The organism is Allosphingosinicella sp. (assembly GCF_036402135.1).
Lineage (GTDB): Bacteria > Pseudomonadota > Alphaproteobacteria > Sphingomonadales > Sphingomonadaceae > Allosphingosinicella.
Window position 1 is genome coordinate 1 of sequence record NZ_DASWTN010000023.1, and the last position, 11,095, is coordinate 11,095.

The window sequence follows — 11,095 nt, forward strand, 5'->3', positions numbered from 1 at the left end:
TGTCACGCAGATCGCGGAGGAGCTCGGCGAGAATCGCGCGACGGTCGAGAGCTGGAAGCAGCGCGGCAAGTGGGACGAAGCGCCGTCGATCCGGAAGCTCGAGGACTGCCTCGAGGTGCGCTTCATGGCGCTGGTCGACAAGGAGCGTAAGGACGGCGGCGACTTCAAGGAAATCGACCTGCTCGGCCGCCAGATCGCCACGCTGGCCCGGATCCGGCGCTACGAAGCCGAAGGCGGCCACGAAGGCGATCTCAACGAAAAGGTCGGAAACAGAAACTCCGGACCGAAGAAGAAGGCGCGCAAAAATCATTTCACGGCGGAGCAAGCCGAGCGCCTGAAGGAGATCTTCAAGGGGCAGCTCTACGGCTATCAGGAAGACTGGTGCGCGAGCTCCTCGCTCCGCACCCGGATGATTCTGAAGTCGCGCCAGATCGGCGCGACCTATTATTTCGCGTTCGAAGCGCTGATCGACGCGATCGATACGGGCCGAAACCAGATCTTCCTGTCCGCGTCGAAGGCCCAGGCGCACCAGTTCAAGAACTATATCGTCGCCTTCGCGCGCCTGGTCGGTGTCAGCCTCACCGGCGATCCGCTGCTCATCACCAGCGAGCTTCGGCCCGACGAGGAAGCGCCGGCGGAATTCCACTTCCTGGGAACGAATTTCCGGACGGCCCAGGGCCGGCACGGCAATTTCTACTTCGACGAATTCTTCTGGGTGCACAATTTCGAGGAGCTCAACAAGGTCGCCTCCGGCATGGCGACGCATAAGAAGTGGCGGAAAACCTACTTCTCAACGCCGTCGACCGTCGCCCATGCAGCCTATCCCTATTGGACCGGCGAGCGGCGGAACCGCCGGCGCAAGAAGGAAGATCGCGTCGACATCGATGTCAGCCACGAGGCGCTGAAGAACGGCTCGATCGGGCCCGACCGGATCTGGCGGCATATCGTCACCATCCACGACGCGGAGGCCGGCGGCTGCGATCTCTTCGACATCGAGGAGCTGCAGGACGAATATGCGCCGGACGAATTCGCCAACCTCTTCGGCTGCCAATTCGTCGACGACAGCCTGTCGGCATTCAAGTTCAACGAGCTCACCGGATGCCAGCGCGATAGCCTGGTCGATTGGACCGATTTCGATCCGGAATCGGCGAGGCCGTTCGGATCCAATGAGGTATGGGCGGGCTACGATCCGCAGGAGAGCGAAGACGGTGACAACGCCGCCCTCACCATCGCGGCGCCGCCGAAGGCGCCGGGAGGCGATTTCCGGATCCTCGAGAAGCACCAGCTGCGCGGGCTCGACTTCGAGCAGCAGGCGGCCTTCATCGTCAGCATCCTCAAACGGTATAATTGCACCTATCTCGGCATCGATGCGACGGGGATCGGCGCGGCCGTCTATCAGCTGCTGGCGAAGGAGCCGACGATCCGCGGCCTCACCAAGATCGAATATTCGCTCGAGGTGAAGCAGCAGATGATCATGAAGGCGCAGAACGTCATCCGGAAAGGCCGGCTGCAGTTCGACGTCGGCGCGATCGACATCATCAGCTCCTTCATCTCGATCAAGAAGACGCTTACCCAGAGCGGCCGCAACATCACGTTCAAGGCAGGCCGCGGCGGCGGCGACGGCCACGCCGATATCGCCTTCTCGATCATGCACATTCTCATCAACGAACCGCTCGACGGCAAGGAACGCCAGAAGGCCACAATGGAGATTATCTGATGAAGGAGCTGCCAATGCTGGGCGCGGCCGCCAACGGCGCCGCGAGCTCGCACTCGATCGAGACCTTCAGCTTCGGCGATCCGGAGCCGGTGCTCGATCGGCGCCAGATCCTCGATATGATCGAATGCTGGCACAATAACCGCTGGTATGAGCCGCCAGTGGAGCTCGAGGGCCTTGCCCGCGCCTATCGGGCATCGCCGCACCACAGCTCGGCGATCCTGCTGAAGCGCAACCTCCTCGTCTCTTCCTTTCAGCCGTCGACCTATCTCGGCCGAAAGGCCTTCGGCGCCCTCGTCCAAGACTATCTGGTCTTCGGCATGTGCTACCCGCAGCGGCGCAAAAACCGGCTCGGCGGCCTGCTGAGAGTCGACCATATCTTGGCGAAATATGCGCGCCGGGGCCTGAAGCCCGGCCAGTTCTGGTTTGTGCCCGGATATCGGCTAGAAACGGAGCTCGAGCCGGATTCCGTCCTCCAGATCGCCCAGCAGGACGTCAACCAAGAGATCTACGGCCTTCCGGAATATCTTTCGGCGCTGCAGTCGGCGCTCCTCAACGAGGCGGCAACGCTGTTCCGGCGGAAATACTACAAGAATGGCAGCCACGCGGGCTATATCCTGCACGCGATCGGCGACTTCGAAGAAGGCGCAGTCGACAATATCCGCGAAGCGCTGAAGCAATCGAAGGGGCCGGGCAATTTCCGTAACCTCTTCGTGCATCAGCCGAACGGCAAGGAGAACGGGATAAAGCTGATCCCGATCGCCGAAGTGGCGGCGAAAGACGAATTCCTCGGCATCAAGAATACGACACGCGACGACGTCCTGGCGGCGCACCGCGTCCCGCCGCAGCTGCTCGGCATCGTGCCGGTCAATGCCGGCGGCTTCGGCAGTATCACCGATGCGGCCGCAACCTTCTTCGAGCTGGAGATCGAGCCGCTGCAGGCGGTCTTTCTGGAAATCAACGATTGGCTCGGCGTCGAAGCGGTGCGCTTCAAAGCGAGGGAGAAGGCCGCGGCGGCCGCCTAGCTACCCCGGCATGTCGGCCGCGGCCGATGCAGGTCCGGTCTAAGCTTGAACAGCGCCTTCCGGCATTCGAGCTCCGGCGTAACCGTGCGCTCGATGCCGACCGATCGCCAGATCCCGTTGAGGGCCGATTCCACTTCGGTATTTCGGACCACTTCCGCCAGGTAGGTGGAAGACTGATTAGTGCCGGCCTTCCCGGTGACGGCATTCCAATAGTTGTTGAAGATCCATTTCTCGCCGTCGCCGATCGCGTAAAGGTAGGCGAGAGCGAAGCGGATGCCGAGGCTCGGCTTCGATTCCTTCAGGTGGACGAGCTGCGCGCCCTCCTCGAGCGCCAGCAGCGCCTTCATCTTCAGCTCTTCGGCATCGACCCGCACCGTATTCAGCCATCGCGCTTGCGGTTTTCCTCAAGTAGCGAGAGGACGCCCATGTTGCGGAAACGGGTAGGATCGGCCCCGGGGCCCAGTGTCGCCTTGAGTGCCGCCTCTTCGGCCGCCCACCAGACGTTCGCGTGCTTCCTGTCCAGATTGGAAACGGAGGTTCCGAATTCCTCGCCCTCCACGCGGAAGCGGCCAAAAGCCGATTCCTCCGGCGTGACGCCACTAGCGGCATAATGGTCGTGAAGCGCCTGCAGCCCGCGGCGCAGCTCCTCCTCGGTCGCTCCTTCGATCTCCAGGAGGAACTTCTCATCTCTGATCTCGGCCATTTTCCATCCTACGCTGTCGACTCGACTTCGGCCGCGTATACATGTTCCACTTCTGTTCTGGAATGGGTGAGATCGGCTCCTACTCTCCCCGGGCGATGATTTCATCCTCATCGAGGCCGGCGATATCGAAGCTGCAGCCGAAGCTTGGGCGCTCGAGATCAAGCTGGTTGCAGTCCAGCGCCGCCGCGATCGCGCAGCGCTGCTCTTCGGTTGGATGCCGCTTTCGTTGTTCGACCAGGCTCAACCAGGCTGAAGTGAAGCCGGTTCGCGCCGCCAGCTCCTCGATCGTCAAGCCTCGATCTTCCCGGATCACGAGCAGAGGATGCTCGCCGGCACAAATTCGATCGTGATCGGCCTCAGTCAGGCGGGGCATCCGACACCTTGAGCAGCTGCGACGGCAACGGCGTCGCCAACGCGCAAACCTCGTCGACGTGCCCTCCGAGCCAGCTTTCCTCGTCCTCCTGGTGGAGGATGACAGGGCAGGCCTTCGGGTGGATAGCGCCCACGACATGCGCGGCGGGATCTCCGTCATAGCCGCAGGTCAGAAAGGCGAAGGCATTGCCAGCCTCAGTCGGCCGCCACACGCCGGCGAAGGCGAATACGTCTCGGCTCGGCATCGCGAACCAATGCTCGCTCTTCGAGCCTTTCTCTCCGGACCATTCGCAGAAGGAGGTGACGGGCACCAGGCAGCGACGATCAGGATTGGCGAGCATGTTTCGCCAGAAGGGGCTCTGCAGGTTGCGGACATTGGTGATCGGCTTTCCCTGCAGCGGTACGCCCCAGGTCATGACATCGATGACGCGCTCACCACCCTCGACGCGAATGACCGCCGCCGGCCGCTTGGGGAAAAGCTCGCCGTGCGGCAACGCATCCTGGGTGAGCGGCCGGGCATTGAATAGGGCGCCGAGCTGCACCTTGTCCTTCATCTGGCGATATCGGTTGCACATGGCGTCAGCCCGTCCAATCCGTGCTTAGCAGCCGTAGTTCGCGTTCATCGGCGCGCACCTCGCGGCGATCGATCTTATCCTCGATGAGGCGCACGAAGAGCGCGCGGTTCGCTTCGGCCAGTTCGGCGGCCGTTTGCGGGCCTTCGAACGCGCTCCAGAAGATCTTGAGCAGATCCCCGTCGACTTCGACGTCGCGCGCCAGGCCGCGGACCTCGAGCTGAAGGTGAACGGATTCGAACGTCTCCATGCCGGCGCAATGCCAGATGGCGTCGGCCGAGGCGAGTCCAAGGCCCGCGACTTCCCACCTCATCTTAGGAATGCGCCGACGTCGCTCAACAGATCGCGCTTGTAGAGTGAACTCTACAAGCCGCTAGGAAGCCCTGTGAGCGCGCACGGCTGCTCGCGGCCGTGGACCTTAGCGGCCGCGCGCTTTGCCGCTGACGCGGCGCGACGGCCGCAGCAGCGTCGGTTTTTGCGACCCCAACGCGCGCGCTTTTCCCCCCGCCTCGCCCGCGGGCTTTTTGTGTCGCTTTTGATGCAGATTATCGGGGTGAGCTCGGGCTAGCGGAGAAAGCGGCCGATTTCGACGTTTCGCGAGATGCGTTTTGATGCAGCTGAAGGCGGCGATCGGCATCGAGGGTGCTGAGCTCAACCAAATCGCGCCGGCAGAATTCGCCGGCTCCCCCTGGGGTGCCCCGCGGCCGCGCAAGCGGCTGCGTTCGGCGTTCGGGCGTGAACTGCCGTTCGTGGCCTTCTCGGGCTTGGGTGCAGGTGGATCCCTCAAATAGCGCCTCGCGAAGCGAGTCCTTATTCCCCTTTATCCCTTCAGGCCCGGATTCAGACCGTCTGGTGAACTCGCGTTCCCACCTATGGAGCGGCCGAGGCGGGCAAGGGCGTCCTGCAGCTGGCGATCCTTCGCGAGGTGGCGCGCGACGTCCTCGAGGGGCATGCTGGCCAGAAGCTCCGCCTGGCGCCGTTCTTCTTCCTGGCGCCGCAGTATGTCGGCGGCTGTAGGACCGGCGCCGAGCAGCCGGCGCACGATGTCGGCCGCCACCTTCGGGAGGCCGAAGCAATAGGCGTTGCTGATCTGGCGCACCTGGGGACCAGGCCCCGGGTTATCGATCGGCTCTGTGCGGCGGATCCAGCTGAGGAACCCATGCTCCTTCAGGCGCTTCATGGCCGCGACGATCGCCGCCCTGGATCTTCGCATTCGCTGCATAAGCGTATCAAGGCACGGCTCTAACCGCCCGCTTTTATAGTCGATCATGCGGTAAAGATGGCGGAGCAGCTCGAGGCCGACGTGCCCGAGCGGCCCGTTGCGCTTCCCCGCCATCTTGTTCGCCAGCTCGTATGCCTCGGCCGCGCGCATGCGGGCGGAGATTATCCGCCGCGCCTCTGCCTTGCTCGGCGCGAACTGGCGCCATATCCGACCTTCGCGTTCGCCGCGGTGGTAGCTGTTCCGCCTTACAGGTTGGAAGGTCCGCCGCGCCTTCGGTGAGGCGGTGCCGTTGATGATGCTGCCGATCGTGCGCGCCGTCATGCCCGCACCTCCCGGCCCGCTAGTTCCGCGGCCCTTTCAGCAGCTCCCGCGCCGGCGGCAATCCCTCGAGCAGAGTATCCGCCCATTCCTGTGCAAGCTCCGCGCGGCGAGGCAGATAGGCCGCGCGGTTGTAGGTGGCCTCGATGTCGTCGGGGAGGTGCCCCAACATCAGGTCTATAATCGCGCGATCGCCATAGAGGCCGAGCAGCTGGGCGCGCTCGTTCATGATCGTGGAGAAAGTCGATCGCCAGCCATGCGGAACGTGACGGCCGCGAAAGGCGGTTCGGTTGTAAAGATAGCCGATCGCGTTCTCGCTCATAGGCTTGTGCGCCCAACGATCGTTTGGAAACGCCATAGGCGCCCGGCCCGTCAGCTCGCGCAGCACTTCGATGATTTCGATCGACTGGCGGGCGAGCGGCACGAGGAAGTCGAAGCGCTCCTGCAGCTTCCGATCGAGGCGCAGCTTCATTCGCATCGCGGAAAGGTGCCAGAGCGGCATCGGCCGTAGGAGCTGCTGCTTCTCCCATTCCGTCCAGGGCGTGGTCCGGAGTACGCCGGGCCGCACGACCGTCAAAGCGAGGAGGCGCGAGGCCAGCTTCGTCACAGGGGAGGCCGGTATGGATTCGGCCGCGGTTAGCAGCGCCCGCGCGTCCTCGATCCTGGTGACTGCCGGAAACTGCCCCTTGCGCGCTGGCGTCATGAGCTTCTGCACGGGCGCCGCCGGATCGTTGTCGGCTAGTCCCGCCGCGATCGCCGATGCGAATATCGTAGAAATGCGCGAGCGGACGCGGCGCGCCGTCTCGTTCTTCCCCTCCCGCTCGATACGCCTGATGATATCGAGCACGAGCGGCGCAGTCACCGCCTTCACTGGAAGCGAGCCGATATGCGGGTAGACGTGATCTTCCAGGCTCTGCTTCACGTTCTTCGCGTAGATAGGCGTCCAGCGGCCCGCTTCCCGCTGCATCCATTCCTCCGCCTGCCGCTCGAACGTCGCGGCCGCTTCCACCCTGGCGGCGGCCGCGCGCTGCTTCCGATGGATCGACGGGTCGATCCCGTCGCGTAACAGAGCTCGAGCCTCGTCCCTCTTCTCGCGCGCTTCGCCTAGCGAGATTTCCGGGTACGCGCCGAACGTAAGGGTCTTCTCCTTCCCCGCTGGGCAGCGATATTTCATGCGCCACGAGCGGAAGCCGCTGGGCGTGACGAAGAGGTAAAGCCCCTTCCCGTCCGTTAGCTTGTATGGCTGCTCCTTGGCCTTTGCCTGGCGGCAGGCTAGGTCTGTCAGCATGCGATGCCCCCAACCGGCATGAGCGGTGCCCCTCAAATACCCCCGCAAGCAGCGCGCTTTTGAGGGAACATGGCGGCTCTTGTGGGAACAATTTCCCCAAAGAGTCTAGTGAGAAAGTGGTAAAATCGGGAACTTGTGAGCCGTTGTGGGAACAACGGTTGGTGGACAGGGCTGGATTCGAACCAGCGTACGGGAAACCCGGGCAGATTTACAGTCTGCTGCCTTTAACCACTCGGCCACCTGTCCAGCTGAGCGCCTATAGATAGGAAGGCGGCTCTCTGGAGGAAGGGGCGGCGACTGTCAACGCGGCTCCTGCGGCTTGCAACCTCTCCCTCCCGGCGTCATGGAGCCGCGATGCGCAGAAAAGCCCGTCAGGCCACGAAGCCCGAAAACCGGCCCCGTTTCTGGGGCCGCCACGCAGTCGCGGCCGCGCTTGGCAATCCCGAGCGGACGATCGCCCGGATCTGGGCCACACGGGAGGCGGCGGCGCAATTCGATTTCGGCGACATTCCGGTCACCTTTGCCGATGTTGCCGACCTTGGAAGGCTGGTTCCGCGCGAGGCGCCGCATCAGGGTGTGGTTGCAGAGGTCGAGAAGCTGCCGGACCTTTGGCTCGGCGATCTACTCGACCAAGCGGAGGATGGGCGGCCGCTGCTCGTGCTCGACCAGGTGACGGATCCGCACAATGTTGGCGCAATCCTGCGGTCAGCGGCTGCGTTCGACGCGCTCGGGATCGTCACTCAGGACAGGCACGCGCCGCCGGAATCCGGTGCTCTCGCCAAGGCGGCGAGCGGAGCACTGGAGACTGTGCCGTGGGTGCGGGTGGTGAACCTTGCCCGTGCGCTGGAGGAGATGGCGGAGGCCGGATTCTGGCGCGTCGGCCTCACCGGCGAAGCGGACATGACCCTGGCGGAAGCGATGGGCCCCGCTCGTATCGCACTGGTGCTTGGCGCGGAAGGCGAGGGGATGCGGCAGAATACGGAAACCCATTGCGACGCCCTTGCCCGGCTTCCGATCAGCGACCGCATCGAGAGTCTCAACGTCTCGAATGCCGCTGCCATCGCGCTTTACGCAGCCACGGTCGCCCGCGGCTGATCTTTGGTCGCAAGTTTCGGGAGGCGCGTGGCCCGCCAGGCTGTGCTAGACCGCGCCGTCTGAAGGGGAGGATAGGTTGGGCGTTTCGGCGGCAGCATTGAGGCAGGGCCTCGACGAGGTTGCGGCCCGGGAGCCTGCCATTGCCGCCGCTTTGTCGCGGGTCGGCTATCCGGAGCCGCGCCTCAGCGATCGGGGATATGCGACCCTGCTCCGCACCATCGTCGGCCAGCAGGTGAGCGTCAGCGCCGCCCGCTCGGTGTGGAACAAGCTCGATGCGATCGTAGGCGGGGCGGAGGACCCGGCGAAGCTTGCTGCCGCTTCCGACGAAATGCTCCGCGCGGCCGGCCTGTCGCGCCAGAAGAGCGGCTATGCCCGAAGCCTCGCGAACCTCGTACTGTCCGGAGAACTCAACCTTGAGCATCTGCCGGAGGACGATGAGGAGGCGATTGCCGAACTCGTCAAGGTGAAGGGCATCGGCCGCTGGTCCGCGGAAATCTACCTGCTCTTTGCCGAGGAGCGGCCGGACATCTGGCCCGCGGGCGATCTCGCCATTCAGATCGAGGTCGGCCGAATCGTTGGACTACCGGCCAAACCCAGCGAGAAGGAAGTGCGCGCCATCGCCGAACCGTGGCGGCCGCACCGCGGCGCGGTCGCAATCCTCAGCTGGCACCACTACAATACGGCGGTGCTCTGACGCAGAAAGCTGTGGATGAAGTGCACATGCCATTGGCAGGCGCTCGCGCTTGTCACAGTCTCGCAACAGGCAGACCATAACTCGAAGCTGCCAAGCGAGGAGGCAGTGATGACTCGATCCGCCACGTACACAATCCGCCCCAGCATCGGCTGGTCGCTGTTCGGCCGTTTCCTCATTTGGGCCAGCCGCAACGCGCGCTAGTCGTCAGTGCCAGTCGGCGTCTGCCTGCGGCGCGATCTCCTTCGCTGCCGCTACAATGTCGTCGAGATTGACGGCTTGATCGTACGGGTTCTCGTCCAGCTCCGTCACGCGATTGAGCCGCCGCTGCCAGCGGTGAAGCGCTTGGACATAAGGAATGTAGGGCTTCCGCATCAGGGTGCCGTTCGCAAGCTTTTCGACATCGGCGATGCCGTTGTTCAGCCACTTGCCCGTATGCCAGTCCGGCATGTCGACTGCTGGGAACATGCAGATGCCGTGCAACTCGACGCCGCGGTTCACCGCCGCGAGACTTTCCGTCACCACGTCATTCAGCCAGTCGTCGCGGCCGCCTTCCATGCCTGACGTTTCCGCCACTATCACTGGCCGCCGGTAACGCTTCCAGCCTTCCTCGATCAGGTCGCAAAGGGGGCGGATGCGAGGATCGCCGGGCTGCAGCGCGGCATGCGGCCCCTCTTCGCGATATTCCATCTGGCCGAAGCTATAATTGTTGAAGCCGACGATATCGAGGATTTCGGGATTCCCGCCCGCTTCCGGACGCCGCCTGCCGCCGATCACGTCGAAAGCGAAGAAGGCATCGTCATAGGTCTCGCGCCAGGCCTCGTCGGCAAGGTCGGCACGGTCCTGCGGTGGCACCACCAGAATGAGAGGGTCGATATGGACCATGCGCGCATCGGGCACGACTTCGCGGATCGCTTTCACGGCCGCGATATCGGCCTCGCAAAGGGCGAGGGTGAAGCGCCGCCGCGTCTCTCGATCTTTCCCAAACGGCGCCGCCCACGCCCATTCGCCGGCCATGTAGCCGAAGAAGGTGATCTCGTTCATCGGCGTGAAGAAGTGCGGACCGTGGTGACTCCGCTTCGTCACATATTCCGCCGCCGCCCGCGCATAGGCTGCAAAGCGCTCTGCAAAGCTGTCGTCGAACGGATCGCAATCGTCGGGATAGCCGTAATGACAAAGATCCCAGATCGGCAGGATCTGGTGGCGGCGCTGCGCATCCAGGAACGGGTCGATATAGGAGAAATCCAAGCTGCCGTTCCGGTCGACGAGCGGCCAGGGAATACCTTCGCGCGCAACTGCGATGCCGAGCTCTCGCAGCATGCGGTAGTCTTCGTCGGCATGGGCCCGGTGCTGCGTTTCCTCGCACAGGTCACGGCGGCCGGCATCCTTCCACAGGAAGGTCGAACATTCGAAGCCCGATAGGAAGAAGGTTGGAAAGATGCCGCCTTTGTTGCGCACCCATCCAATACGCGGGAACGGCGATTAGGCTCCGGTCAGGCGAGTTCGGCGCCGCGCCCGATCAGCTTCAGGAACAATTTGTCCCAGCCGAGCTCGTTATGGAACCTGCAGCCTATCCAGCCGGCAAGGCCCCAGCGCACTTCGGCTGCGAGCGGCTCAAGCGGCGCCAGCAGCAGCTCGACGCGCGAGCCGATCGGCACGATGTCCTCGCACTCCATCATGAACCCAAGGCTCGAAATGTCGCGGAGTCGGACCGCAAATTCCTCGCCCGTCTCGGTGCGGAGCGTCGCATCGAGGGGGATCGTCAGACGCTCGGCGCTCCGGAACTCATATTCGGCAGCGCCCACGCTCTGCTGGAAATCATGGTTCTGGTACATTCTCGATAATCCTCTGGCGCCGCGGCGGCGCTCCTTCATATCTGCTGCAGGAACTGGCCGCCTACGCGCCCGCGTTCGCACCAGACGACGCGTCCGCGCACATGCCCGACGCCCGGCAGCATCACTTCGATGAAGCAGCCCCTTTGATATTCCCTATGGGTCTCACCCATGAACCCTGCTTTGGACAGGTTCAGGAGGAGCATTTTTTCGGTGGCATGGCCGAGCGCACGGATGGTGCTCGGCATATAGATCGGGCGGGG

The 11,095-nt window shown here is 63.7% G+C and carries 14 protein-coding genes, 1 tRNA gene and 1 pseudogene; 5 read left to right on the plus strand and 11 right to left on the minus strand.

The window, feature by feature from the left end:
• Positions 1-1,717: terminase large subunit domain-containing protein (locus VGD10_RS06490; RefSeq protein WP_331039993.1), on the plus strand; the 1,717-nt coding region annotated here is incomplete at its 5' end.
• Entirely contained in the window at positions 1,717-2,739 is a 1,023-nt protein-coding gene (locus VGD10_RS06495; protein WP_331039994.1) for a phage portal protein, read from the plus strand. The genes VGD10_RS06490 and VGD10_RS06495, both read left to right, overlap by 1 nt.
• Here VGD10_RS06495 and VGD10_RS06500 read toward each other — a convergent pair.
• The 5 genes from VGD10_RS06500 to VGD10_RS06520 form a co-directional block, all read right to left on the minus strand.
• The gene (locus VGD10_RS06500; protein ID WP_331039995.1) at positions 2,736-3,113 is read right to left on the minus strand and encodes a hypothetical protein; all 378 of its coding nucleotides are present in this window, start codon (positions 3,111-3,113) and stop codon (positions 2,736-2,738) included. The two genes, VGD10_RS06495 and VGD10_RS06500, sit on opposite strands and share 4 nt — an antisense overlap.
• A gap of 5 nt (positions 3,114-3,118) precedes the next feature.
• Positions 3,119-3,442 (minus strand): hypothetical protein, encoded by a 324-nt coding sequence (locus tag VGD10_RS06505; protein ID WP_331039996.1) that lies wholly within the window; start codon positions 3,440-3,442, stop codon positions 3,119-3,121.
• A gap of 79 nt (positions 3,443-3,521) precedes the next feature.
• Positions 3,522-3,815 (minus strand): helix-turn-helix transcriptional regulator, encoded by a 294-nt coding sequence (locus tag VGD10_RS06510; protein WP_331039997.1) that lies wholly within the window; start codon positions 3,813-3,815, stop codon positions 3,522-3,524.
• Positions 3,799-4,389, minus strand: coding sequence for an SOS response-associated peptidase (locus VGD10_RS06515; protein ID WP_331039998.1), 591 nt, complete (start codon positions 4,387-4,389; stop codon positions 3,799-3,801). Before VGD10_RS06515 ends, VGD10_RS06510 begins: the two co-directional genes overlap by 17 nt.
• 4 nt (positions 4,390-4,393) lie before the next feature.
• Positions 4,394-4,636: a hypothetical protein gene (locus VGD10_RS06520; protein WP_331039999.1), complete on the minus strand. Its 243-nt coding sequence runs from the start codon at positions 4,634-4,636 to the stop codon at positions 4,394-4,396.
• A gap of 361 nt (positions 4,637-4,997) precedes the next feature.
• Between VGD10_RS06520 and VGD10_RS06525 the strand changes: the two genes are divergently transcribed.
• Positions 4,998-5,177: a hypothetical protein gene (locus tag VGD10_RS06525; protein WP_331040000.1), complete on the plus strand. Its 180-nt coding sequence runs from the start codon at positions 4,998-5,000 to the stop codon at positions 5,175-5,177.
• 29 nt (positions 5,178-5,206) lie between these two features.
• Here the strand turns inward: VGD10_RS06525 and VGD10_RS06530 are convergent, their stop codons facing one another.
• From VGD10_RS06530 to VGD10_RS06540, 3 genes are all read right to left on the minus strand, one after another.
• Positions 5,207-5,929 carry a replication protein A gene (locus tag VGD10_RS06530; protein WP_331040001.1) on the minus strand — a complete coding sequence of 241 codons (723 nt, stop codon included), beginning with the start codon at positions 5,927-5,929 and terminating at the stop codon, positions 5,207-5,209.
• A gap of 19 nt (positions 5,930-5,948) precedes the next feature.
• Positions 5,949-7,214: a tyrosine-type recombinase/integrase gene (locus VGD10_RS06535; RefSeq protein ID WP_331040002.1), complete on the minus strand. Its 1,266-nt coding sequence runs from the start codon at positions 7,212-7,214 to the stop codon at positions 5,949-5,951.
• Positions 7,215-7,373: 159 nt separating this feature from the next.
• Positions 7,374-7,460, minus strand: a tRNA-Tyr gene (locus VGD10_RS06540).
• A 108-nt stretch (positions 7,461-7,568) separates the two neighbouring features.
• On the opposite strand from VGD10_RS06540, the gene rlmB reads away from it, so the two are divergent.
• Positions 7,569-8,309, plus strand: a complete 741-nt coding sequence (rlmB, locus tag VGD10_RS06545) for a 23S rRNA (guanosine(2251)-2'-O)-methyltransferase RlmB (RefSeq protein ID WP_331040003.1) — start codon at positions 7,569-7,571, stop codon at positions 8,307-8,309.
• Positions 8,310-8,385: 76 nt separating this feature from the next.
• Positions 8,386-9,003: a DNA-3-methyladenine glycosylase 2 family protein gene (locus VGD10_RS06550; RefSeq protein WP_331040004.1), complete on the plus strand. Its 618-nt coding sequence runs from the start codon at positions 8,386-8,388 to the stop codon at positions 9,001-9,003.
• Between the two features lie 204 nt (positions 9,004-9,207).
• On the opposite strand, the gene VGD10_RS06555 is transcribed toward VGD10_RS06550, so the two are convergent.
• From VGD10_RS06555 to VGD10_RS06565, 3 genes and pseudogenes are all read right to left on the minus strand, one after another.
• Positions 9,208-10,458, minus strand: coding sequence for a hypothetical protein (locus VGD10_RS06555; RefSeq protein WP_331040005.1), 1,251 nt, complete (start codon positions 10,456-10,458; stop codon positions 9,208-9,210).
• A 35-nt stretch (positions 10,459-10,493) separates the two neighbouring features.
• On the minus strand, positions 10,494-10,835 hold the full coding sequence (locus tag VGD10_RS06560; RefSeq protein ID WP_331040006.1) for a PilZ domain-containing protein: 342 nt from the start codon (positions 10,833-10,835) through the stop codon (positions 10,494-10,496).
• 35 nt (positions 10,836-10,870) lie between these two features.
• Positions 10,871-11,095 (minus strand): annotated as a pseudogene (locus VGD10_RS06565) (hypothetical protein); the annotation flags it as partial.